Annotated in this window: 27 protein-coding genes and 1 tRNA gene; 12 read left to right on the forward strand and 16 right to left on the reverse strand. The window is 59.7% G+C overall.

Features of this window, described 5'->3' with window-relative positions; genetic code table 11:
- Positions 1-94 precede the first annotated feature (94 nt).
- The 6 genes from HX898_RS05965 to HX898_RS05990 all read right to left on the reverse strand — a co-directional run bounded on the left by HX898_RS05965 (position 95) and on the right by HX898_RS05990 (position 6,056).
- A complete protein-coding gene (locus HX898_RS05965) occupies positions 95-595 on the reverse strand; it encodes a GFA family protein (RefSeq protein WP_180194219.1) in 501 nt (166 codons plus the stop codon).
- An 87-nt stretch (positions 596-682) separates the two neighbouring features.
- Positions 683-1,450: a prolyl oligopeptidase family serine peptidase gene (locus tag HX898_RS05970; RefSeq protein ID WP_180194220.1), complete on the reverse strand. Its 768-nt coding sequence runs from the start codon at positions 1,448-1,450 to the stop codon at positions 683-685.
- 342 nt (positions 1,451-1,792) lie between these two features.
- The gene (gene ugpC / locus HX898_RS05975) at positions 1,793-2,866 is read right to left on the reverse strand and encodes a sn-glycerol-3-phosphate ABC transporter ATP-binding protein UgpC (RefSeq protein WP_180194221.1); all 1,074 of its coding nucleotides are present in this window, start codon (positions 2,864-2,866) and stop codon (positions 1,793-1,795) included.
- A gap of 22 nt (positions 2,867-2,888) precedes the next feature.
- Complete coding sequence (locus HX898_RS05980) at positions 2,889-3,737, reverse strand: carbohydrate ABC transporter permease (protein WP_003539503.1); 849 nt, start codon at positions 3,735-3,737, stop codon at positions 2,889-2,891.
- Entirely contained in the window at positions 3,730-4,668 is a 939-nt protein-coding gene (locus HX898_RS05985; protein ID WP_180194222.1) for a sugar ABC transporter permease, read from the reverse strand. Before HX898_RS05985 ends, HX898_RS05980 begins: the two co-directional genes overlap by 8 nt.
- A gap of 83 nt (positions 4,669-4,751) precedes the next feature.
- Positions 4,752-6,056 carry an extracellular solute-binding protein gene (locus HX898_RS05990; RefSeq protein WP_180194223.1) on the reverse strand — a complete coding sequence of 435 codons (1,305 nt, stop codon included), beginning with the start codon at positions 6,054-6,056 and terminating at the stop codon, positions 4,752-4,754.
- Between the two features lie 202 nt (positions 6,057-6,258).
- Here HX898_RS05990 and HX898_RS05995 point away from each other — a divergent pair, with 202 nt between their 5' ends.
- From HX898_RS05995 to HX898_RS06005, 3 genes are read left to right on the forward strand one after another with little or no spacing between them, the layout of a single operon-like run.
- Positions 6,259-7,458, forward strand: coding sequence for an ROK family transcriptional regulator (locus HX898_RS05995; RefSeq protein WP_003539497.1), 1,200 nt, complete (start codon positions 6,259-6,261; stop codon positions 7,456-7,458).
- A 34-nt stretch (positions 7,459-7,492) separates the two neighbouring features.
- Positions 7,493-8,593: a Gfo/Idh/MocA family oxidoreductase gene (locus HX898_RS06000; protein WP_180194224.1), complete on the forward strand. Its 1,101-nt coding sequence runs from the start codon at positions 7,493-7,495 to the stop codon at positions 8,591-8,593.
- 18 nt (positions 8,594-8,611) lie between these two features.
- Positions 8,612-9,253, forward strand: a complete 642-nt coding sequence (locus HX898_RS06005) for a ThuA domain-containing protein (RefSeq protein ID WP_168308854.1) — start codon at positions 8,612-8,614, stop codon at positions 9,251-9,253.
- A gap of 249 nt (positions 9,254-9,502) precedes the next feature.
- Here HX898_RS06005 and HX898_RS06010 read toward each other — a convergent pair whose 3' ends face one another.
- Together HX898_RS06010 and HX898_RS06015 are read right to left on the reverse strand one after the other, a co-directional pair.
- Positions 9,503-9,979, reverse strand: a complete 477-nt coding sequence (locus HX898_RS06010; protein ID WP_180194225.1) for a DUF2938 domain-containing protein — start codon at positions 9,977-9,979, stop codon at positions 9,503-9,505.
- A 111-nt stretch (positions 9,980-10,090) separates the two neighbouring features.
- Positions 10,091-10,615, reverse strand: coding sequence for a MarR family winged helix-turn-helix transcriptional regulator (locus tag HX898_RS06015; protein WP_138389240.1), 525 nt, complete (start codon positions 10,613-10,615; stop codon positions 10,091-10,093).
- Positions 10,616-10,659: 44 nt separating this feature from the next.
- Here HX898_RS06015 and HX898_RS06020 point away from each other — a divergent pair, with 44 nt between their 5' ends.
- Positions 10,660-12,156 (forward strand): FAD-dependent oxidoreductase, encoded by a 1,497-nt coding sequence (locus HX898_RS06020; protein ID WP_180194226.1) that lies wholly within the window; start codon positions 10,660-10,662, stop codon positions 12,154-12,156.
- Positions 12,157-12,329: 173 nt separating this feature from the next.
- On the opposite strand, the gene HX898_RS06025 is transcribed toward HX898_RS06020, so the two are convergent.
- The 3 genes from HX898_RS06025 to HX898_RS06035 form a co-directional block, all read right to left on the reverse strand.
- The gene (locus tag HX898_RS06025) at positions 12,330-12,596 is read right to left on the reverse strand and encodes a hypothetical protein (protein WP_138389242.1); all 267 of its coding nucleotides are present in this window, start codon (positions 12,594-12,596) and stop codon (positions 12,330-12,332) included.
- Positions 12,596-12,766 (reverse strand): hypothetical protein, encoded by a 171-nt coding sequence (locus HX898_RS06030; RefSeq protein WP_162039352.1) that lies wholly within the window; start codon positions 12,764-12,766, stop codon positions 12,596-12,598. Before HX898_RS06030 ends, HX898_RS06025 begins: the two co-directional genes overlap by 1 nt.
- Before the next feature lie 107 nt (positions 12,767-12,873).
- The gene (locus tag HX898_RS06035; protein WP_011651896.1) at positions 12,874-13,131 is read right to left on the reverse strand and encodes a DUF982 domain-containing protein; all 258 of its coding nucleotides are present in this window, start codon (positions 13,129-13,131) and stop codon (positions 12,874-12,876) included.
- 548 nt (positions 13,132-13,679) lie between these two features.
- Between HX898_RS06035 and HX898_RS06040 the strand changes: the two genes are divergently transcribed.
- Positions 13,680-14,507 carry a nickel-binding protein gene (locus tag HX898_RS06040; RefSeq protein ID WP_138329534.1) on the forward strand — a complete coding sequence of 276 codons (828 nt, stop codon included), beginning with the start codon at positions 13,680-13,682 and terminating at the stop codon, positions 14,505-14,507.
- A 184-nt stretch (positions 14,508-14,691) separates the two neighbouring features.
- On the opposite strand, the gene HX898_RS06045 is transcribed toward HX898_RS06040, so the two are convergent.
- Positions 14,692-14,982 carry a DUF982 domain-containing protein gene (locus HX898_RS06045; protein ID WP_012757379.1) on the reverse strand — a complete coding sequence of 97 codons (291 nt, stop codon included), beginning with the start codon at positions 14,980-14,982 and terminating at the stop codon, positions 14,692-14,694.
- Positions 14,983-16,031: 1,049 nt separating this feature from the next.
- Between HX898_RS06045 and HX898_RS06050 the strand changes: the two genes are divergently transcribed.
- Positions 16,032-16,769: a hypothetical protein gene (locus HX898_RS06050; protein ID WP_180194360.1), complete on the forward strand. Its 738-nt coding sequence runs from the start codon at positions 16,032-16,034 to the stop codon at positions 16,767-16,769.
- 18 nt (positions 16,770-16,787) lie between these two features.
- On the opposite strand, the gene HX898_RS06055 is transcribed toward HX898_RS06050, so the two are convergent.
- Together HX898_RS06055 and HX898_RS06060 are read right to left on the reverse strand one after the other, a co-directional pair.
- Entirely contained in the window at positions 16,788-18,281 is a 1,494-nt protein-coding gene (locus HX898_RS06055) for an FAD-dependent monooxygenase (protein WP_180194227.1), read from the reverse strand.
- 331 nt (positions 18,282-18,612) lie between these two features.
- The gene (locus HX898_RS06060) at positions 18,613-18,783 is read right to left on the reverse strand and encodes a hypothetical protein (RefSeq protein ID WP_012757375.1); all 171 of its coding nucleotides are present in this window, start codon (positions 18,781-18,783) and stop codon (positions 18,613-18,615) included.
- Between the two features lie 146 nt (positions 18,784-18,929).
- Between HX898_RS06060 and HX898_RS06065 the strand changes: the two genes are divergently transcribed.
- Positions 18,930-19,157: a hypothetical protein gene (locus HX898_RS06065; protein WP_138329538.1), complete on the forward strand. Its 228-nt coding sequence runs from the start codon at positions 18,930-18,932 to the stop codon at positions 19,155-19,157.
- 89 nt (positions 19,158-19,246) lie between these two features.
- Here HX898_RS06065 and HX898_RS06070 read toward each other — a convergent pair whose 3' ends face one another.
- The gene (locus HX898_RS06070; RefSeq protein ID WP_012757373.1) at positions 19,247-19,450 is read right to left on the reverse strand and encodes a CsbD family protein; all 204 of its coding nucleotides are present in this window, start codon (positions 19,448-19,450) and stop codon (positions 19,247-19,249) included.
- A gap of 253 nt (positions 19,451-19,703) precedes the next feature.
- Here HX898_RS06070 and HX898_RS06075 point away from each other — a divergent pair, with 253 nt between their 5' ends.
- The 3 genes from HX898_RS06075 (at position 19,704) to HX898_RS06080 (ending at position 20,772) form a co-directional block, all read left to right on the forward strand.
- Complete coding sequence (locus tag HX898_RS06075; protein WP_138329540.1) at positions 19,704-19,898, forward strand: hypothetical protein; 195 nt, start codon at positions 19,704-19,706, stop codon at positions 19,896-19,898.
- A gap of 127 nt (positions 19,899-20,025) precedes the next feature.
- Positions 20,026-20,226, forward strand: a complete 201-nt coding sequence (locus tag HX898_RS33135; protein WP_138329542.1) for a hypothetical protein — start codon at positions 20,026-20,028, stop codon at positions 20,224-20,226.
- 240 nt (positions 20,227-20,466) lie between these two features.
- Positions 20,467-20,772: an ATPase inhibitor subunit zeta gene (locus tag HX898_RS06080; protein ID WP_180194228.1), complete on the forward strand. Its 306-nt coding sequence runs from the start codon at positions 20,467-20,469 to the stop codon at positions 20,770-20,772.
- A gap of 190 nt (positions 20,773-20,962) precedes the next feature.
- Here HX898_RS06080 and HX898_RS06085 read toward each other — a convergent pair.
- Positions 20,963-21,038 (reverse strand) — tRNA-Lys (locus HX898_RS06085).
- Positions 21,039-21,291: 253 nt separating this feature from the next.
- On the opposite strand from HX898_RS06085, the gene HX898_RS06090 reads away from it, so the two are divergent.
- Positions 21,292-22,041, forward strand: coding sequence for a cytochrome c biogenesis CcdA family protein (locus HX898_RS06090; protein ID WP_025394453.1), 750 nt, complete (start codon positions 21,292-21,294; stop codon positions 22,039-22,041).
- 246 nt (positions 22,042-22,287) lie between these two features.
- Positions 22,288-23,058 (forward strand): glucose 1-dehydrogenase, encoded by a 771-nt coding sequence (locus HX898_RS06095; RefSeq protein ID WP_180194361.1) that lies wholly within the window; start codon positions 22,288-22,290, stop codon positions 23,056-23,058.
- Positions 23,059-23,227 lie beyond the last annotated feature (169 nt).

A 23,227-nucleotide genomic window follows, 5' to 3' on the forward strand; every position in this document is an offset into this window, starting at 1 on the left:
CCCAGTCGCAGAGCGGCGAATAGCTCGAGCAAAGCCCGCCACTGCCAACGCGCCACGGCCTCGGACGCCGCACTGGCAACCGCCGGATTGGGACTCAGCCATCACGCCTCCTCGCCGCCCATGAGGCGGTATCGTGATCGGGGTGCTGGTTGGTGCTCTCCTTGATCGCCGCGGCCCAGTCGGCGCCGTTGTTTTCGGTCGCACCGGTATTTTCTATGCCCGTGATCGTATCGAACCATGTCACCATGTTCTCGGTGCAGGTATTGGCAAGCGGCGAGAAGGCATGCGGATCGTCAAGCGAACCGATCATCAGGTTGGTGCGACCGTTTTCGAGCTGGTGGAAGAACAATGGCGTGCCGCAATTGGCGCAGAAGCCGCGCTCGACAAGCTCCGAGCTATTCCAGATGCTCGGCTTGCCGCGTGTCCAGCTGAGCGCATCATCGGGCGCGGCGACGAGCGCGGCAAAGATGTTGCCCGAGGCTTTCTGGCACATGCGGCAATGGCAGAGATGCGAATTGTCAAGCATGGCGGTTGCGTGGTAGCGCACGGCACCGCACTGGCAGCCGCCGCTCACCCCCATCTCGATGCGTTTCATTTTTTCTCCTCCTTCAAGAGGCGGGTTTGGGCTTAATCTCTTTAGGGTTTTCGTCACTTTCCCGCTGCCCGAAGCTGTCATGCTGCCTTAGTGGTAGGTCACGACGGGATTGAACACCCTTTGCAGGAAGGGCCTGAGAGCTCTCTGCATGTGGTTCCTTGGAATTTGATGTCCACACTCAAAGACGTGAAGCGTCGCCAGGACTCCGGCATTGGACAGAGCTTTTGAGAAGAGTTCGGCTTGGGCAACAGGAGCACGATCGTCATGCTTTCCATGCAGCAACAACGTCTCAGACCGAACTTCGGGCGCATAATGCAATGCAGAGCGAGCCAGAAGGGCCTCTCTCGATAGGCCCGCCTCTTTCTCGATAGCCCACCGCAAACCGTCAGAACTCTCGCGATAAGCGACTTCAAGATCATAGACGCCGCTGGATAGAATGACTGCTCGCAGATCAGAAACCTGGGTAGCGACCATGGCCGATGCAACGGCGCCACGACTGTTTCCATAGAGAACAATTCGGTCAGGATCGACGGAAGGCTGGCCACGCAGGAAAGCGAGAGCAGCTATGATCGCTTGCTGGGTTTTGGGACCGCAGAAATCTCGAGGGCCATCTGACGCCCCAAAACCGGGCTGCGAGACTGCCGCCGCAGTGATATTCAGACCAGAACAGAACCGAAGCAATGCGCCGCTGTCGACCGCCTCTATCCCTCCAAGCAGACGGCCACCCTGATTGCCGTGGACAAATAGGATTGCTCCTGCGGGCGTTTCGCTTGCGGCTTGAGCTTGAAAAAGCTCAACCGTGGCTCCGTCACCCCGGTCAATGAGATGTCGAGTTACTACCGGCATAAACACCATCAGGTTTTTGCGTGCCGGACAGACAATAGTGCAACTTGTGGCATTGGCAACGTCCGGTGGCGGCGGATATGGTTGAGAAACCAAATGGCTTAGCCGCTCGTCCGTTCTCCCCTCGGCCAGAACGCGCCCGTAGGGCGGATAAGGGGGCGAAGCTGGTCTTTTAAACAACGCGTCATACGCCGGCGGCGGAATGCCGGGATAGGTTATGAGGAGAGGGCGTGCCGTGCAGCCCCCTCATCCACCTGCCGGCACTTCTCCCCGAGGGGAGAAGAGGATATGCCGCACCGTCCCGTTCCCCGCTCGTCGCCGCAAATCGGACAGCCGTAGGGCAAACCGCCCCGCCTACAGCGCCACGCCAGTACCGCGATCGAAGACGTGGACCTGATCGCTGGTGATGCTTGCCTCGAAGACGGCGCCGTAACGGGCGGGGTATTCGCCGTCGACGATGGCGGTCACCTGCTGTCCGGCGAGATCGAAGACCACATGGGTCTGGGCGCCTGTCGGTTCCACCAGCATCGTCCGGCCGGCGAGCGGCGTGCCGGCGGCAACACCTGGAATGAGATGTTCGGGGCGCAGGCCGATGGTGATGGCCTGGCCGGTCTTGACCTTGCGGTCGGGCGCGATGCGGATTGCCGTGCCGTCGCTGAGACGAGCAGCAGGCCCACCATTTTCGCCGTCGACCGTGCCTTCGAGCATGTTCATCGCCGGCGATCCGATGAAGGCGGCGACGAAGAGATTGGCGGGTTTCCTGTAGAGTTCGAGCGGCGTCCCCTCTTGCTCCACCCTGCCCTGATTGAGCACGACGATGCGGTCGGCAAGCGTCATCGCTTCGATCTGGTCGTGGGTGACGTAGATCGAGGTCGTCCTGACCTTCTGGTGCAGCGTCTTGATTTCCGAGCGCATCTGCACGCGCAGTTTGGCATCGAGGTTGGACAGCGGCTCGTCGAACAGGAAGACGGCGGGATTGCGCACGACGGCGCGACCCATGGCGACGCGCTGGCGCTGGCCGCCGGAAAGCTGGGCCGGCTTGCGGTCGAGGAGGTTGGCGAGATCCAGCATGCGGGCGGCTTCGGCCACCCGGGCCTCGATCTGGGGTTTGGCAACGCCGGCGAGCTTCAGATTGAAGCCCATGTTTTCAGCAACCGTCATGTGCGGGTAAAGCGCGTAGGATTGGAAGACCATGGCGATGTTGCGTTCGCGCGGCGTCATGCTGTTGACGACTTTGCCGCCGATGGCGATCTCGCCATCGGTGATCTCCTCAAGGCCGGCGATCATCCGCAGCAGCGTCGACTTTCCGCAACCGGACGGGCCGACGAGAGCGACGAATTCCCCATCCTCAATATGAAGCGAGATGCCGTGGATGACATCGACGGCGCCATAGGTCTTGCGAATATCGGTCAGTTCAACGGATGCCATGATGGTACTCCAACGGTTCGGCTCAGGACTTCACGGCACCGGCGGTCAGACCGGCGATGATGTGTCTCTGGGCGACGAAAAAGACGATGATGGTGGGAAGGATGGTCAGCGTAATGAAGGCCAGCACCAGCTGCCACTCCGTGCCGTACTCGCCGCGATAGACCATGATGCCGAGCGGCCAGGGATATTTCGATTCCGAGTTCAGCATGATCAGCGGCAGGATGTAGCTGTTCCAGCTGCCGACGAAGGAGATGATGCTGACGGTGGCGACGATCGGGCGCGAAAGCGGCAGCGAGATATGCCAGAAGAAGCGGAGATAACCGCATCCGTCGACAAAGGCCGCCTGAAACAATTCTTCCGGAAGATTGCGGAAGTAGTTTCGAAACAGCAGGATGCTCATGCCGAGGCCGAAGGCCACCTGCGGCAGCACCACACCCCAATAGGTATCGAGCAGGCCGAGATCGCGGATGCGGATGAAGAGCGGCAGGATCGCGGTCGCCGCCGGAAACATCAGGCCGAGTAGGAAATAATTGAGCAGGAACGACGATCCGAAAAAGCGGACATGGGCAAAGGCGAAAGCCGCCATGGACGAGACGATCAGCGTCAGGAGGACGGTGAGCGAGGCGATCACCAGAGAATTTCCGATCTGCAGCCAGTAGCGTTCACCGAAAAGAATGTCGGTATAGTTCGCCCATTGCCACTCAGTTGGCAGGCCGAAGGGATTGGTGCGCAGGTCGCCCAGCGTCTTGAAGCCGCCGAGCGCCGTCGTCAGCAGCGGCACGAGCACGATTGCGGCAATCAGGCTCAGCGACACGTAGAGATAGACGCGTGTTGATGTGCTCATGCGGATGGAAGAGCTCATATCAGTCATGGCGCATGAATATCCTTTTGTAACCGAAGGCGAGCGTCACGCAGATGATGAAGAGCACGACGCCGACGGCGCTGCCGAGGCCGACCTGCATGCGCATGACGCCATAGGTGTAGAGGAAGGTGACCATCGTCTGGGTGGAGTTGGATGGCCCGCCGCCGGTCAGCGGCATGATCATGTCGAAGAGCTGCAGCGAGCCGACGACGGCAAAGAAGATGGAAAGACGCAAGGTCGAGCCGAGCAGCGGCAGCGTGACGTAACGGAACTTCTGCCAGCCGGTGGCGCCGTCGATTTCGGCGGCCTCCAGCACGCTCTTGTCGACGGATTGCAGGCCGGCGATGAACAGCATCATGTGGAAGCCGAAATATTTCCAGACGATCACCCCAAGCACGGCATAGATCGCCACGTCCTTGTCGGCGAGCACGTAAGGGTTGGCGAAGCCGAAGAAGTTGGAAACGGCGGCAAACAGGCCATAGTCGCCATCATAGACGAAGCGCCAGATGAGACCCGCAGCAACGTCCGCCAGCACATAGGGCAGGAAGAAGATCAGGCGGTAACCGACGACACCCGGAATGCGGTGCGCCAGCATAGTCGCCAGCCAGATGGCAAGCGGCACCTGGATGCAGATCGAGATCACGATGATCAGGCCGTTATTGACCAGCGCCTGGGTGAAGGCCGCATTTCGAAACAGGACCTGGAAATTGCGCAGCGCGATGAACTCGGTCGGCGTGCCGTAGCCGTTCCACTTGTAGAGGCTGTACCAGGCCGCCTCGCCCATCGGCATGATGACGAAGAGCGTGAAAAGCAGCAGCGCCGGCGGCAGGAAGATCAACAGCACCGCCAGCCGGTCATGGGCGACCGAGCTCTTGCTGTTCGCGGCTCTTTTTACCGGCCTCGCGGCCGTGGTTATCGATGGGACTGAAATATTGGCCATGGGTCCTGCTTTCGCATCTCGTCGGCAGCAATGCTGGCGCTCCGAATTTTAGCGGAGCGCCAGGAAGGGTCTGCAGGCGCTGGTTATTGTTCCAGTTCGAAAGCGTCCTGGATCATCTGGGCGCCGTCCTTGGAATTCATCTGCCCGGAGACGATTTCCACCGACACGTCGTTGACGACGCGGCCGACCGCAGCGCCAAGATCCTGGTCGAAATAATTCTGATGCCAGGTCGAGCCGGCCAGCTGTTTTGCCGATTCGGCAAGCAGCGGGTTGGTGACGCCGTCGCCGGCGCCGACGGCAACGGGCAGAAGCATGCCGGCCTTGGCCATCGCCCGCTCATTGTCGGCATTGGTCAGGAAGGCGAGGAAATCGAGCGCTTCCTTGGAGGCCTTCTTGGTGACAGCCCAGCCGTTCAGACCGCCCAGCGTATCCGTCGGTTTACCGGCGCCGCCATCGACCGCCGGGAAGGCGAAGCGGCCGATATTTTCGGGTGCGAGACCCTTGCCGTCACCGGCATTCTTGCGCTGGTTGGCCTCGGTATTTTCAAAGCCGAGGATGATCGCAGCCTTGCCGTCACCGAAAACGCCGAGCGCCTGCGGCCAGGTCGAGCCGAGATAGCCGGGCTGGAACGGTTCGAGTTTTCCGAGTTCGGCGAGATCGTCGCCGGCCTTGATGATCGCAGGATCGAGGAAACCTTCGCCCTGGCCGGTCTTTGCCGCTTCGAAGACCTTCTGTCCGCCTTCGCGCATGACGAGATAGCTCCAGTAGAAGTGGATCGGCCACTTCTCACCGCCGCCACCGGCGATCGGCACAATGCCGGCGGCCTTGATCTTCTTCACAGTACCCAGAAAATCAGCCCAGTTCTTGATGTCCTCGGCCTTCACACCGGCCTTGGCAAACAGTTCCTTGTTGTAGAAGAAGCTGACCAGACCGACCTTATAGGGAACAGCCCAGGTCTTGCCCTCGAATGTCAGGCCGCTGACCGAAGCCGGGCTATAGGCGCCGCGCAGTTTGCCGCCATCGGCATCCAGTGCCGGTGTCACATCCTGGAGGGCACCGGTTTCGGATTGCTGCTTCAAGACGCCGCCGCCCCAGCTGAAAAAGAAATCCGGCACGTCGTCAGATTGCAGCAATGTCGGAAGCTTGGCCTTGAAGGCCTCGTTTTCGAGAAACTGCATCTGGATATCGACGTCGGGATGCTGGGCTTCGTATTTCTTGACGATGTCTTCCCAGGCCGCGACATATTTCGGGTCGAGCTCGAGATGCAGCCATTTGACGACTGTCGCCGCCGAGGCAGCACCTGCTCCGGCCAGCAACATGCCGGCAGCCGCGGCCATGGATGCGATACGCCTGCCGCCAAAAGCGGCGCTCTTGAACCTAAAAGTCATGATTTTCCTCCCAGGGGTCCTGTCCTCACAATTTTTCCCCTATGCGGATTAATTCAACGGAGCTTTCGCATATTGTCAACCCAATGCCTCTATTTTTATCAAATGCGCTTGACAGGACCGCTGAATTCCCTGCTATTTATTTCGTAACCCGTTAAAAATATTTGGGTTCCGCCCCAACGAAACGCTCGCCTGGCTAGTTCCAATGAAGACCGCAGATCCCGAATTAATGCGCGCGATCAATCGCTTGAACGTGCTCGATACCATCAGGCGCCATGGTCCGATCTCGCGGATAGAGATCAGCGAGCGTACCGAACTCTCCACCACCACCGTTTCGGCCATCACCGCCTCATTGCTCGACGACGGGCTGATCCTGCCGCGTCACGAAGGCGATATCCGCAATGAGGCGGTGCGCGGTCGGCCGCGGGTGATGCTGGAGCTCAATCCCGATGCCGCCCGCGTGGTCGGCGCCAAGATCGCCGCCAACAGGATGGTCTTCGTCGTCACCAATTTCCGCGGCGATGTGCTGTCGAAGCTCGCCTTGCCGATCCGCATCGACCGGCAGCCGATCGGCGTCATCGCCGATCTGGTCGAGGATGGCGTCAGGCGCTGCGTCGTCGATGCCGGGCTTTCGCTGGAGGATGTCGACAGCGTCTGCCTCGGCTTTCCCGGCGTCATCGAGCACCGCACCGGCTATATCAGAAGCAGCCCGATCTTTCGCGACACCAATGTCGATTTCGCCGCCGAAATGTCGACGCGGCTGGCAACGCCGACCATTGTCGAAAGCGACGCCCACGCCATCACGCTTGGCCATCACTGGTTCGGAAAGGCGCGCGATCTCGAGGATATGGTGCTAATTTCGCTGGAACAGACGCTGGGGCTCGGGGTCCTGCACGGCAACAGCCTGTTTCGCGGCGCCGGCGGCCTCAGCCACAATCTCGGCGATCTGGTGCTCGGCATGGGACCGAACGGCGTCGTCCGGCTTTTCAGCCAGGCCGGCGAAAGCGCGATCCTCGGCGAACAGCAGGCCGACGGGCGTTTTGCCGAAGCGATCCGTCTCGGCCGCGGCATGAACCATGCCCAGGCGCTGATCAAGGCCGATGACGACCGGCTGATCAGTGCCGCGATCCGCGCCGGCGAAGCGGTCGGATTGACCATTGCCAATATCGTCACGCTGTTTGCGCCGCCGCGGGTCATTCTTGTGGGATCGAGCCTGGCGCTCGGCGAACCCTTTCTCAACAGCCTGCGTGATGCCTATGCGCTCGCCATTCCGCCGTCGCTGCGCGGGGTGAGCGAACTCGTCTTCGACGATTCGACTGATGATTTCTGGGCGCAAGGTGCGGCTGCGGTGGCGCTCTACGAACTCTACGAATCGCCCTGGAGCACGACAGGGCCGGCGCTCTGACGGGCGTCACAATCAAGACTCAATGGAGGAATTCATGGACAAGGTCGGTATCGGCATCATCGGATGCGGCAATATTTCGGGCGCCTATCTCACGGCGATGGCATCCTTTCCCATCCTCGAGATCCGCGGCGTCGCCGATCTCAATCGGGAGCTGGCGGAAGCAAAGGCTGCGGAATTCAACGTTCCCGTCAAGGCCGTCGAGGAGCTTTTCGCCGATCCCAAGGTCGAGATCATCGTCAATCTGACGATCCCGAAGGCCCATGTTGCCGTGGCATTGCAGGCGCTTGAGGCCGGCAAGCACACCTATTCGGAAAAGCCGCTCGGGATTAATTTCGCGGAAGGGAAAAAATTGGCGGAAGCCGCCAAGGCGAGGAATCTCCGCATCGGCGCTGCCCCCGACACCTTCCTCGGCGGCGGCCACCAGACGGCGCGTGCCTTGATCGACCAAGGCGTCATCGGCCAGCCGGTCGGCGGCTCGGCAACCTTCATGTGCCCGGGCCATGAGCGCTGGCATCCGAACCCGGCCTTCTATTACGAAATCGGCGGCGGGCCGATGCTCGATATGGGCCCCTATTACATCACCGATCTCGTCAATCTTCTCGGACCTGTTTCACAAGTTGCGGGTTTTGCGACGACGCCGCGGCCGGAACGGCTGATCACCAGCGAACCGCGAAACGGCGAACGCATTCCCGTGCATGTGCCGACGCATGTCACCGGCATGATGGCCTGTGCCAATGGCGCCGTCGTCCAGATCGCCATGAGCTTCGATGTCGCCGGCCACAAGCATGTGCCGCTGGAGGTCTACGGAACCGAGGGCACGCTGATCGTTCCCGATCCGAACAAGTTCGGCGGCCCGGTGGAATATTTGAAGAAGGGCGGTTCGTTCGAGGACCAGCCGGTCACATCACCCTATGCCGACGGCAACTATCGCTCGCTCGGCGTTGCCGACATGGCGCATGCGATCCGCTCCAACCGGCCGCACCGCGCCAACGGCGATCTGGCACTGCATGTGCTCGAAGTCATGGAAGCGTTCCACACCGCTGCCGCAACCGGCCGGACGGTCGCGATCACCACGGCAACGGAGCGCCCTGCTCCGCTGTCCGATTCCATCGTCGACGGACGGCTGGCGAAATAAGTTTCAGGAGGAAAGACTATGCGTGAAGCACTGATCGTTTGGGGCGGCTGGAGCGGGCATGAGCCGCAGGAGTGCGCCGAAATCATCAAGACCATGCTCGAGGAGGACGGCTTCAAGGTCTACCTCGAACACGGCACCGAGGCGCTTGCCGACCCTTCCGTCCATGATCTCAGCCTCGTCGTGCCGATCATGACGATGTCGAAGATCGAGAAGGAAGAGGTCAAGAACCTCGCCACCGCAATCGAAAGCGGCGTCGGTATCGCCGGCTATCACGGCGGCGCGGGCGACGCCTTCCGCGAATCCGTCGACTACCAGTTCATCATCGGCGGCCAGTGGGTGGCTCATCCCGGCAACATCATCGACTATACCGTCAACATCACCCGCCCCGACGATCCGCTCATGGAGGGTATTGCCGATTTTCCCTATACCTCAGAGCAATATTACATGCATGTCGACCCGTCGAACGAGGTTCTGGCGACGACCAAGTTCACCGGCGAACACGCCTACTGGATCGACGGCGTCGTCATGCCCGTCGTCTGGAAGCGGAAATACGGCAAGGGCCGCGTCTTCTATTCCTCGCTCGGCCATCAGGCCAAGGAATTCGACGTTCCCCAGATGAAGACCATCTTCCGCCGCGGCGCCAACTGGGCTGCGCGGTAGGCTAGGCTGTTGAGGCGGATGCCGCATGAGGAGGGGCCAAGACATGGAGCCCTCTGGCAAGGGTTGCCCCTCATCCGCCTGCCGGCACCAACAGGGGTCGAGCCACGGGTCTCGACCCGTCCTTCGGACCCCCGCTTGCGGGGCGAAGGGGGATGCCGCGACCTCTCCGTTCCTCGCCAACTTTTCGCAGGGCACGTCCCCACGCCCCGTTTACGGGAAGAGGGTTAGGGTGAGGGGCAGCCCGCGATCTCAGCGGATGATCAATGCCGTCCCGTAGAGCCCCAGCGCAAAAACCGTATGAGCCAGCAGATTGAAGCAGCGGACCTTGTTCGGGGTCGGATGTTTGGAGGCGGCCCAGCCGATGCCGAGGCCCGGCTGCAGCAGGAACCACCCTGCCCCGACGGTGACGATGCCGAAGATCCAGGCGGGAAGAAATGTCGGGGCCGCCAGCCAGGCCGAGCCCATGATGATGGCGAAGATCACCCCATAGAGGATGCCGACGGCGTAATGGCTGATCCAGCCGAGCGCCAGTTCATGAGCATAGGGCTCGGCGTCGGCAATGCTCTCGTGAAAGACCTTGCCGCGGCCAAGGTGCCAGAACCAGCGTCCCACAGGAGCCCAGTTGGGCGCCGACTGGCCGAACTGGGTGAGCAGGATCGCCCAGAGGTCCATGAGGATGGTTGCGCCGGCGCCGATCACCAGGCCGCGCCACAGAATATCGAACATTGGGAATCACCGGAAAACGTTGCGATTGCAGGACGCTACAAGATCATTGCAGACGCGCCGGCGCAATGGCTCCGGTGAATTCAAAAGGCACATTCCGGAGTGATTCAGAGCCTAATCTGCCTGCGGTCCGTCCTCGCCCTGCGTCTTACCCGCGCCATTGCCGATATCGCCGCTGATATCCTCCGCAAACTTCCGCATGAGGCGCACGAGTTCATTGAAGTCGTGTTCGTCCCAGCTCTCGAAAATGGCCCGGCCCATCCGCTCGCGGGCGACGTCGATGCGATCGGTCATTGCCTTGCCCTTCGGGCTGATGACCGCCTCGCGCACGCGGCGGTCGGCGGCATTGCCGCGGCGCTCCACCAGATCGAGACTTTCGAGCTTGGCGACCTGGCGGCTGACGGTGGTGTAGTCGCGCCCGGCGCGGTCGGCGAGTTCGACCACGCCGATGGGACCGAGCCGTTCGATCGTGACCAGCAGCGGAAACAGCGCGCGATCGAGCGAAATCCCCGCCTCGCGGACCATCTGCTCGTCGCGCTGCGGGCGGTTCATGACGCTGACGATCTCGATCAAAGCCCCATGCAACTCGCGCAGTTTTCCGCTTATATGTGTATTTTGCACATTCTTTGTTGACGTCATGCCGTTTCTCCTATTATGTGCATAATACACACATGGAGAGATCAATGACAGAGAATTCCACAGTCGACGTGCTGATATCGGGCGGCGGGGCTGCCGGCCTGACGCTGGCAATCGAGCTGGCGCGGCGGGGCGTATCCTTCCGCCTGATCGAAAAATTGAACGACCCGTTCCGCGGTTCCCGCGGCAAGGGCATTCAGCCGCGGAGCCAGGAAGTGTTTGAGGATCTCGGCATTCTCGACCGGATCGTCGCCCAAGGCGGCACCTATCCCAGGCAGCGGGAATATCGTGACGACGGCAGCGTCAGCGAATCTGACGCCGTGGTGGGTGGGGAGCCGACACCGGCAGAGCCCTATCATCTTCCGCTGATGGTGCCGCAGTTCCTGACCGAAGGCGTGATGCGCGAGCGCCTGCTCGAACTTGGGCATCGCCCCGAATTTGGATGCGAACTGATCGGCTTCGAACAGGATGAGGCGGGCGTGACTGCTCGGCTTAAGGGCACATCCGGTGAAGAGGCCATCCGCGTGCGCTGGCTCGTCGGCGCCGATGGCGGCCGCAGCTTCGTGCGCCATGCGCTGGATATCGGCTTTCCCGGCAAGACGCTCGGCGTGCGCGCCATGGTCGCCGATGTCATTCTGACAGGGTTGGACCGAGAGGTATGGCATCGCTTCGGCGATGGCGACATGCAGCAGCAGATCGCCATTTGCCCACTCGCGGGGACGGATCTGTTCCAGATCCAGGGACCCATCCCGCTCGAAGGCGAGGTCGACCTCTCCGCGGCAGGCTTGACCGCCCTGGTGAAGGAACGCACCGGCCGCGACGACATCGAGGTCCAATCGGTCTCCTGGGCGTCAGCCTTCCATATGAACGCCCGGCTTGCCGATCGCTACCGGCTCGGCCGCGTGTTCCTGGTCGGCGATGCCGCCCATACGCATCCGCCGACCGGCGGACAAGGTCTGAATACCAGCGTTCAGGACGCCTATAATCTCGGATGGAAACTGGCTGCGGTCACTGCCGGTGCTCCCGACGCACTGCTCGACAGCTACGAGGAAGAGCGCCGCCCGGTCGCCGCCGCCGTGCTCGGTCTGGCGACCAATCTTCTCGACGCCATGAAGCGAGGCGATATGCGGCGCGGCCGCGATGTGCATCAACTCGATATCGGCTATCCCTCCTCCTCGTTCGCGCTGGAAAAGCCGGAGCGGAACGCCGGCCTGCTTGCGGGCGACCGTGCGCCCGATGCGCCGCTCAAAGGTGTCACCGGCCAGCCGACGCGTCTGTTCGAACTGTTCAGGGGGCCGCACTGGACGCTGCTGGGCTACGAGGCCGAGCAAGCCGCCGTGCCGCCGCGCCCGGGCCTGCATATCCACAGGATCGGCGAGCGCGGAGATGTCATCGACGAAGGCCGGCATTTCCATGATGCCTACGGTCTGGAATCGGGCGACTGGGTGCTCGTGCGTCCGGACGGTTACGTGGGCGCTATCATTGCGTCTGCTCACGCCTGGGCTCTGGAAGCCTATCTCGCAAATGTCGGCCTTGCTGCGTAAGCGGCAACTCAAAGCGCCACGGTCTCGGCGCGTCTGAAAACAGGTGTGCCGTAGCCAATCGCCACGCCGAGTAGCGCGCTTTCGTTTGCTAGCCGCCGCACAAGGCCCAAGAGAGCCTCATCCTGAGGAGCGTTGGAGGATGCCGCACCATAGACCAAGCGGCATCGAATCTTTCAGAGAGCATCCCGCTCGTATCGCGGCGCCCATCCGCGGGCCATCCCGCGGCTCATCACGCTTTCCGCCAGCGCCAATTGCTGGCGGAGATGTTTGCAGTCATCGAGCAGCGAGCGTATCGCCGCCTTGGCATTGTCGTCATGCCAGGCAAGCACGGCTTCGACTTCCCAGGCTTGATCGGGCCAGGTTTGGTCCGGCCAGGCTTGACCAGGTCCAGTTTGTTCGGGGCGTGCCCGATGGGGTTCCAAGGTTTTTGCCGGCTGCATCAGTTCAGCGCCAATGGCAATTGAACCGGCCGCGGCAAGGGCGGCAGCGGCCGGCTGAGTTCGACCTTTCTCTGCCAGGCGGCACGTCGCTGTTGATCTCGCTCGCGGGCTGCGCGGGACGCTTCGACAAGCGCGAGGGCGTTGGCGATCACCTGTTCCGTATGCGTCATGATCATCTCCAATGTTCCTGTTTTGTTCTAAGTTAGAACTTCGGCAGGAAAAGTCAAGCGTCGGGACGATCTGGCTTTGAGGATAGGTGGGGAAGCGCGGAGCGTATTCAGTCCGCCGCTTCTATGACGGCAATGCCGGCCTCCTGTGCCGCCCTGATGAAGGCGGCCCGCACGTGTTCCGGTGGGAGATCGCCGATAATCGCATCCAGGCACGACTTGACGGCCTCGAAATACTCTTCGCCGTCGTCTACCGGCCAGTCGCGCAGGAGCGTGCGCGCGGCGTCCCACACAGAGTTAATAACGGCATAATGGCCGAGCCCCATTGAGGCCAAGCCAACCGGTCGAAAATGTGCCGTCTGTCTCACTTTGCTATAGCTTTTCCCAATTTCGGTGGAGCTCATGGAATACGATGCAATTTGCGTGCCGTTGGCAAGCCGCCTACCGGCCGAAGCGTGGCTTTTGATCATAGAACAGGATGATTTTAGACTAGGTCGGCCTAAAATCTGAATCCTGTTCTACATTATATAGTTAGAGCATGACGTCGCCCGAAAACCGCTCACACTTTCGGCATCATGCTCTCGTCAATCATGGCCGTCACAGACGTGTTTCTCCATCCCTCCCGGATCCGGCAACAGCCGCGCTTGAGAACATGGAACGCCTGAAGACCCCGACAGCTCCCCCGACCAGTCATTAAGCGACTGATTATGGTAAATATCGGGCTTACATCCCACGTCCGCTGATTAAAACTCAGTCTTTCCTTTTATACTCTATAATGATTACAGCAACTCATATGCATTGCTGGAAGCAAGAACCTCTCTAATCACTCATGGATTGTGCCAGAGGTGGACGGAGTTTCATCCGGGTCGTACAATGCGATTTATCCTGCACGCGCCGGATCTGGGAGGAGCGCGCGATGCCTATTTTCATGGATCGACACTTTCTTGAAGGAACGTCAGCGGCTGACGTTGCTCAGGCACATCGCATGGATCTCGATATCCAGGACAAGTACGGCGTCAAGTTCCTGACCTACTGGTTCGATCAGCGGCGCGGGACCGCCTTTTGCCTCGTGGATGCGCCGGATGCCGAAACTGCGCAATGTGTGCATCGCGAGGCGCACGGCTTCGTCGCCGGCGAGATCGTCGAGGTCGCCTTGTCAGCGGTCGAGGCTTTTCTTGGCCGAATCCATGACCCTGAGCCGGCGCCCGGCCAATCCTCCGCTCAGGTGGATCCCGGCCACCGGGCAATCCTCTTTACCGATATCGTCGGATCGACAGCGATGACATCGCGCCTCGGCGACCGGATTGCGACCGAAATGGTCCGAGCCCATGACTCTATCGTGCGCCGATGCCTCAGCCAGAATTCAGGTCGGGAGGTGAAACACACCGGCGACGGCATCATGGCCGCCTTCGCCGCGACAACGGCAGCCGTCGAATGCGCCATGGCGATCCAGCGGGAATTCGAGCGTTACAACGGCGGAAACACCGAGCCTATCCATATCCGCATCGGACTGGACTGCGGCGAGCCGGTCGAGGACAGCAACGACCTCTTCGGCTCGACCGTGCAACTTGCCGCGCGACTATGCTCGGCAGCCTCCAGCGACCAGATCCTCGTCTCGGAGAATATTTTTCGGGAGTACGGCGCCGCCGATCTCTTCGCTCACGCAACGCGCCGACGGTTCAAGGGGTTCTCGAAGCCCATGCTGGTCTTCCGATGCGACTGGGCCAATGCCGGCGTAAACTAGGATCTGTTGGATCCGACACCCACCAAACTGCCGGCTGCCTCCTGGCAGGGCTTGCCGCGGCGCTTTGTGGCCAAGAAATAGGCGATCATACGATCTGTTGATATGGAAACCAGAACGCGCCGCAACTGATGTGACGGCGCGCCCTCCCTGCCATGCAGACAGCCCCCAACAGGCCTATATCTGACTAAGCATTACCAATTTGATGGTTCATCGGTCCGTCGAATTTGGGGCCACCCTCGACCTTCGCAAGGACGCCAGCCATGTTCAGGAACCGCCGGAAATTCTCGCGCGCAGCGCTCAGCGGGAAACGCCCGTTGGCCGCATCTCTGCACGCCTTCAACAGCGTGTCATATGCCAAACCCCGTTTGTCCTCCGGCCACCCGTCCAGAACATCGAAGATTTCATCGAGGCACGTGACCTCATCGATGATATGTTGACGATGAAGCAGAATCGGATCGAACCGAGTTGACGACATAGTATCCTCCCATTTATATTACTTTTTTATGGTGTAATTTTACTCAAAAACCACAATCTATTCAAGTCGAAATCGCGTCCGCTTGACTATTAACGTCGTGAAACTACTTCCATAACGACAGAATAGCCCGACCAGGCTAGACTTACGTGACTTTAATCATCGACTGAGGCGCGACGCATCACGATTATAGATTGATTGATCAATCGTGCGAATGTTTCGGCTCAGGTGAGCGTGATCTAGCGGGCCAGAAGTTTTCGTATAGGCTCGCGTTGGCATGGTAGATTGCGACCATGACAAGCTTATGAGGAGACGTTCAGATGAACCGATTTTTTCCATTGGTAGCGGGAGTGCTGATCGGTGTGTCCGCGTTCACGTCTTCCTGCACGTCGCCTGCAAGGCAGGATCACCAGGACTTTCAATATCAGCGGAATACATCGGTAAACCCGGCATGTGCGGATGGGTTCAGACCCAGCAATGCTCGCTCGTGCAGCTATTGAAAGGCATAGAGCCGGAAATTGGGCGGCACGCTACAGCAATTGGACCGGTTGGGAACTCCAAGCCCTGCCTCACCGTTAAGTGATCGGGTCACAACGGCCCGACACTCAACAGGAGAACGGTTTCCCATGAACAATTTGATCTGGCTTGTCGGCGCTGTCGTTATCGTGCTCGCGATTTTGAGTTTCTTCGGCTTCCGCTGATTACAGACGTTGCTTAAGTAAAGTGCGGCGGCTCAACCGCGCCTTCTCCTGCCGGCGATCAGAGGGACGATGAAATCCTCTGCGCCGATGGATCCATAGGGATTGAGAGCGCTCGTCCTACTTGGCGGGGCTGGGCTGACATTTGCACGTCGAGCGGCGTTTTGCCGAGTGCTGCCGCAATGTCTTTCGCCAGATTACTCAAAGCGTCGGGCTCGAATCGAGACTACCGCCGCTTCTTCGACTATCCGCAGAATGGCGTGTGATCAGCGCAAAAAGTGGATGATCACCCCCTCGGTCTTCCTTTACAGTAAGCCGTTTCGACCTCTCAAGGCAGATGGTAAAGGACAATCGATGGCTGGTCTTGTGGGTCCGGATGAAGCGGCTCAATCGGAAAAGCAGACTGCAAAAGGCGATCGGCCGGAGGGCTTGGCGCGGGATGTTACAGCCATCAAGATCGGCGACTGTCTGCTCGGTTACAAAGCCGTCCAGCGCCGCATGCGGGCCAGCCGTTGGAACCATTTCCGCGGCCGGATGCGCGAGATCGAAAAATTGATCCGGCATCGCCATGGAGACATCGTGCCCGAGGCCGATGACGCATTGATTTACGTCGAGGTGATCGCCGGCCTCGCCCTTGTCGAATTCAAGGAAGAGTTTGTTGAGTTGGTCCTCGGCTGGGCGGCGCGATGGCTTCCCTGGGCTGGGAAAGCCGACATAGAGGACGTCATCTACGAGCGGACAAAGGTGCGCTTTTCCGACTTGTCCGCCGACGCCCTCGGCCATGCTCTGCACTTAAGCTACGCAGAACGGAGCGCCCTCGATATCCGCACAATCGGTGCGTTCGATGTGCCGAAACGGAAGAGAGCAAAACTTCAAAAGGAAAAGCGGCGGCAGCGGGACCGAAGCCGAAAAGAGGAGCAGCGCCGTGCCGACGGCGCGCTTTCCAGAGCCGATTATCTAGCCAATTCTTTCAGCCAAGTGCGCCCCTGGGAGGCTTTCGGCATCAGCCGCCGGACATGGGAACGCCGCGGCAAACCGATGCCGGATGCCGCGACGATATCGGATTGCGCTCTGAACTCGCTCGCCGCTTAGTCAGCGCTTTTTCGGTGTTTAGCCGAGTGGACCGAACCAGCTATTCATCGCCTCTTGCAAACCATCCTGCATCCTGTCACCCACCCAGGCCACATATCCGTCGGGCCGGATCAACACTGCCGTTGGCGCGGAGACCAAGCCCAGCGCCGGCAGTTCCCAGGCGCCGTCATATCCGGCGTCGACCAACTTGATGCGGTCCGACCACGGCCCGATGTCGAAGCTGCCGGGCGGGCCGAGGTTCAAGAACACGGGCCGCGCATCCTGGAGCAGCGTAAAGAGAGGCAGAGGACCATCAGGCGTGGTGAGATCGAGGTCAGGCATGCGGCGGCCGAGCAGCGGATGCCCCTCGCCGAACTCGTAATGGATCGCCAATCCGGACATTTCGGCAGCGATCCGTTTGCGCGGCTCCTCCATGCCAAGCAGCTCCGTTACCACGTCACGCAAGGCTTCGGTGCGATCGTCGGTCCGCTGCAACGCCACCTGCGCCATTGTCATGCGCAACACGCGGGCAGCAACCGGATGCCGCTCGGCATGATAGGTGTCGAGCAAGGCGTCAGGCGACGTGCCTTTCACCACCTGGGCCAATTTCCAACCGACATTGACGGCATCCTGCACACCGGTATTCAGGCCTTGCCCGCCGACCGGAGAATGCACATGGGCGGCATCGCCGGCGAGGAGTACCCGGCCCTTGCGGTAGGCCGTCGCCTGCCTGGACATGTCGGTGAACCTGGAAATCCAGTTGACACGATGGAGTCCGTAATCCGTTCCGAAGGCGGCAATGAGCGCTTCCTTGAGATCTCCGAGCGTCGGCTCGCTCGTCGCGCCGGCATTCTTCTCGGGCACCATCAGGCCGATCGGACCTTCTTTGGCAAAGACGATCTTGCCGTCTTGGATTTCGTACTCCTCTCTGCCGAAGGCATAGATACCAAGGGCGGTGCGATGGATGCCCAACGGCGGCTCCTCTTCCATCTCTACTTCGGCCAGAATGTTGCCGGTCGTCGGATCCCATCCTTCAAACTCGATGCCGGCAGCCTTGCGAACCAGACTGCGGCCTCCATCGCAGCCGACGAGATAGCCTGCCCTGAGCAACGCGGCATCGGAGAGTTCAATGGTGACGCCGGTATCGTCCTGCGTGAAACCCGTTACCTCGAGGCCGCGATAGATCGGCACCGCCAGCTCGCCGACCCAGCCGGCCAGAATGCGCTCGATATGCTTCTGCCGCAGCGCCAGCCCGTAATTATGCCGGGTCGGAAAATCGCTGATATCCAGACGCGTGACCGCAAACCCCGTGACCTGGGCTATCTGCCCTTCCACGAGGAACCGGTCGACGATACCGCGCTGATCGAGAACCTCGAGCGTGCGGGCGCTCAGACCGCCGGCACGCATGCCGGCAAGCCCCTGGTCAGGGCGCCGCTCGACAATGGCGACGTCGACGCCCGCCAAGGCCAGCTCGCCTGCCAGCATCAGGCCTGTCGGCCCTGCCCCTGATATCACGACTTCATGTTCCCTCATCCGCAAACTCCCCTGTTCCGACGCACTCTTTCAGGATTCCAGACAGAGCTGGCCCCACTGCTTCTCCCCAATCTCATTGCTTCTGCGCAGATGCCGATTTTCTCTGTCGTAGGTTGTTCCTCCTATAATAAGAGTTCCATACTGGTTGGAAGGACTTGCGACAGGATGTCGGGCTTGCTCTCCAAAGCCCTATTGGCTGCCACTTGCGGGTCTCTTGCTGAGGAGCCCAAGCGTTTCAATACGACCTAACCGGGTGGGCGCCGGATGCGGCAGGCGCCGTCCGGGGTCGTTGCTCTCGAAGCGGATCAATCAATCCTCGGAAAGAGGTATCTTACTGCGGAGCCGGAGCTTTTTGCGGAATCGTCTCGGCCGCCGGTCGCTCGGACGGATCGGCGGGATGGCCATAGATCGTGTAGGCGGCGCCTGCCAGCACCCCCAGGACGAGAAGAGCGAGCACGTACAACATCATTCCGCGGATGGCTGTCTTCGGTGTCTTATCCATGAGAGATCTCCAGGATTGCTCAGCGGTCAAATTCAACGCGAGCGCTTTTGGTTCCGACGCGGCGGTTGTTCACGTGAGTAGCATTCACGGAACGATCAGGTCCGGATTTTGTTTAATCCGCATCGTCATCGCTAGCGGAGGCCATCATGTGGGCAATCCTCACCGGAGCCGCTCTCATCATCGGCGGACTTGTTTTTCTCTTTACCTCGGTGCTTGGTCGAAGACCGAGTGATCCGCATAAAATGCCGCAAGGCGGCACCACGCTGGAACCACGGCGCCAAGGCCTCAGGTTCCTTGGGATATCGCAAAACTGGCCGGCGCTCGCCGTTATCGCACTCGGCGCCCTTCTCCTGGCTTTTGGCGGATATTCATGACATCCGACAGTCATCAGCCGGCTTAACTCCTTCGGCAGCAAAAACCCGGCTTTCACCGGGTTTTTGTTCAGTCATTACCAAGTCTGGCATTACCAAGTCTGGCGACCAGACCAGTCATCGATGTCACGTTTAATACGGTCCTTTTCGATGCCATACCGCTCCTGGATCTTGCCTTCCAGCTGGTCGCGCTTGCCGGCGATCTGGTCGAGATCATCGTCGGTGAGTTTGCCCCACTGCTCCTTGACCTTGCCCTTCGCCTGCTTCCAGTTTCCTTCGATACGATTCCAATCCATGGTGGATTTCTCCTGTTGTTGATGAGGAGAAAACGGATCGCAGTGGAAATTGGTTCCTGAGTCTCAGCGGATTTCCGCGAAGCTCAATTCCAGCGGTAAAGACGCAAGGCGCTGCCCATGTCAACATCCACACCCTAATGAAGAAAACCATAAATAATTCGTGAAGAACGAATAGATTTATGAAATATTTATCTATGCATAAAGAAAATATTCCTCTCCTCTTGTGTTATACTGCTCCACAGGGAGAACAACAATGGCACTCGATGTATTCGTGAACCTCTACAATTTAGGTGGCTTGGACGCACTTAACGTTTCTCTGCGAAGCCTGTCAGATGACGACAGGCTTGGCGCTTTACTGTCGCTTGAGAAGATGGGGTACGAAGTGATCTGGAATGCCCAGAGAAAGCCGGCGTCTGCCTATGTGTGGAGCGGGCCGAACGAGAACTAGTTGTCAGATTGGGACAAAGACCTATCCCGAAAATAGGCGCGAGACCTCACGACCTTGTGTCTCCCTTCATTCGCTCAAAAAGCAGATGTTCCACCCTCCTATCGATCCGAAGGAAGTGAGAGCGATCATGATCCTATCCCAGATAGCCGAAGCACAAACAGTGTTGGGCGACGAAGAGGTTGCTCTCTGCCAGAGAGTATTCGACCACATCAGTTCAGTGCGACGAATCACAACAGACACCGAGCGTGAAGATCTGGCTCGGCGGGTTATCCATTCGTACCAGCATGGCGTGAAGGATGAGGGCGCGTTATTGCGACTGTTGATCTAGGATCGCTTCTTTCCGTGAAATTTATACCGGCGCTTGCCAACCCGTTCATGATTACGAAAAGCGATGCTTCGTGAGGCTCTCGCTTGCGGCAGGTGCGGATAGAATCCCGTGCACACGATGTCCAAAGAGATGATGACTTCGTCGTGAACGCCAATCATCACGTTAAATCAGATGGTGTGGCGTTTAATGTGCTAAAAATACTCTGTAGGCGGAGATGACACAAATCAGGGAGAAACAACGATGGCCGACTTAGGAGACCGCAAAAAGGCGATGGAGGATCAATACTTCCAAGACGCCGAGAGGTCCATCAAGCTCAAATCTCGCATGGACAAGCTTTTGGCGCAATGGATTGCAGGCCTCATTGGTCGGGATGATGTTGCGGGCTACGGCGCTGAAATCACTGATGCCCGCTTTAAAGGGGGTGGAGACGCTGGAGTTCTCTCGAAAGCTATGGCGGATCTTCAAGCGGTTGGTCAGAACGTCAGCGAGCAGGACGTGGCAGCAAAGATGAGTGAATTTCTGGTCGAGGCCGCTGGACAGCCTTAAGCACCAAGCGACCTGCACTGCGGGCGCGTTTCGTACGATATGTAGCCGTCGGCCTCACCAGCCGGCGGTTTTTTTACATGCCCATGTGTCATGTGCCGTAAAACTGCGTCATGTGCCGTAAAGTGCGTAAAAGGGCCCCAATCACTGACGCCCTTTACACATACTACAGTATTGATATTGCTTGAAATTTTGGTGAGAGCGTCGGGGTTCGAACCCGAGACCTACTGATTAAAAGTCAGTTGCTCTACCAGCTGAGCTACGCTCTCCCTCTCCGCGGGTGTGACCACCCCGGCTGGAAGTGGGCGGAACATAGGCAGGCGACCCATTGCGGTCAACCGAAAAATTTGCCTTTTTCTGCGCCCGGCACATTTCTTGCGGGCGCAAAGACAAATGGCTTGCGTGCAAAGACCGATGTCCTGCACGAGCGAAGACAGATTTCTTGCGCGCGCAAAAAGGTGATTGGCAATCGCTTGGCTGCAAAGCTAGGAACATCACGCAGATTGCAGCCGGAGAGAATGCGTGTCGATTGCCGATATTTCCCTGTGGAGCGCGCTCATTGCCGGGGCGCTTTCCTTCCTGTCGCCCTGCGTGCTGCCCCTCGTTCCGCCCTATCTCTGCTATATGGCCGGCATTTCCGTCGAGCAGTTCCGCGGCGGCGGTGCGGTGGCGGTGGCGCCCGACGTCAGGCGCGGCGTGTTTTTCTCGGCTCTGCTGTTCACGCTCGGCTTTGCCACCGTCTTCGTGGCACTCGGCGCCGGTGCTTCGAGCATCGGCATGGCGCTTCGCCAGCATCTCGACCTGCTGTCGAAGATCGGCGGGCTGATCATCATCGTCATGGGGCTGAACTTCCTTGGCCTCTTTCGAATCGGGGTGCTGGCGCGTGAGGCGCGCTTCCAGGGCAGCGGCAAGCCGGCGACGCTGACAGGCGCCTATATCATGGGCCTTGCCTTCGCCTTCGGCTGGACGCCCTGCATCGGCCCGGTGCTCGGGGCCATCCTCGGCGTTGCCGCCTCGCGCGAGACGGTCGGCTCCGGCGCCGGGCTGCTCGCCATCTATTCGCTCGGCCTTGCCATCCCCTTCTGGATCGCCGCCGGCTTTTCCGGCGCCTTCATGCGCTTCCTGTCGCGCTTCCGCCGCCATCTCGGCACGGTGGAAAAGGTGATGGGTCTGTTCCTCGTGCTTACCGGTCTCGCCTTCCTGTTCGGATGGGTCAGCAATGTGGCGATCTGGTTCCAGCAGACCTTTCCGATCCTGATGCAGATCGGCTAGGCCACCGGTTGCCGATGTTCCAGGCCATCGTGCAGGTGCATGGGCTCCTCCGCGTCCTCCAGCGCCGTCGGTCGTCGTGTGCAGGAACCGACGGGCAATGCGGCTTTTTGCGGGGCCTATCGAGAAAAGCGTTCCACGTTGCGCTATAGCCCATTGGTCAAAGGGACACTCCTCCGCACTCGCAGAACCTCTGGCATCCGCACGCCGACGCTGCCATAAATGAGCTTCATCGAGGGAGGCATCGTGATGCAGAAGAATGCGCCGGACTTCAGCCTTGAGGGCAAGGTGACCTTAGTGACGGGAGCGAGCCGTGGCATCGGTCGAGCTTGCGCACTTGCCTGTGCCGCAGCAGGTTCCGATATTGTTTTGGGGGTCCGCGATGTCGCAGCGTCGGCGAGCCTGGTTGCTGAACTGGAGGGCGCGGGACGAAAGGTTCTGCCCGTTGAACTGGCCATTCCCAACAAGGCCCATATCGCGCAAGCCGTCGACGCGGCGCTTGCGACGTTCGGTCGGATCGACATCCTCGTCAATAATGTCGGCGTGGCTCCGGGCAATCTCGCGGAACTCGTTGAGGAGAAGGATCTTAACGAGATACTCGATGTCAACATCAAGGGTACCTTTCTGATGACGCAGGCTGTGGGCCGGCACATGATCAAACGCAATGGCGGCCGGATCATCAACATCAGCTCACAGGCCGGTACCGTGGCACTGCGCGGCGAGGCAATCTATTGCATGAGCAAGGCGGCGATCAATCACCTTACGCGCTGCCTCGCAGCCGAATGGGCACGCTATAATGTCACCGTAAATACCGTATCGCCGACGTTCATTCACACCGATGGCACAGCACCTTTTCTATCCGATGCCGACAATCGCGAAGCGACGCTTGGTCACATTCCGCTCGGCCGGATCGGTGAAACCGATGATGTGGTGGGCGCCGTGGTCTTCCTTGCATCCCCGGCCGCGAGCCTGATCACCGGCGCGAACCTGCTGGTGGACGGTGGATGGTCCGTCGCCTGAGATCGAGGCGCCCCTGCAGTGCAAGTCTTGTCCAGACGAAAACAACGAATTGCCGGACAAGGATCGCCCTACGTCATCGGCAAAGGCGCTGGCGATGCTGATCTAAGATTTCGACCAGCATCAATAGCTCTCACGCAAACTGGCCACGAATTCGGCCCGGAGCGAAAGA

Source organism: Rhizobium sp. WYCCWR 11128, assembly GCF_013416305.1.
Lineage (GTDB): Bacteria > Pseudomonadota > Alphaproteobacteria > Rhizobiales > Rhizobiaceae > Rhizobium > Rhizobium indicum.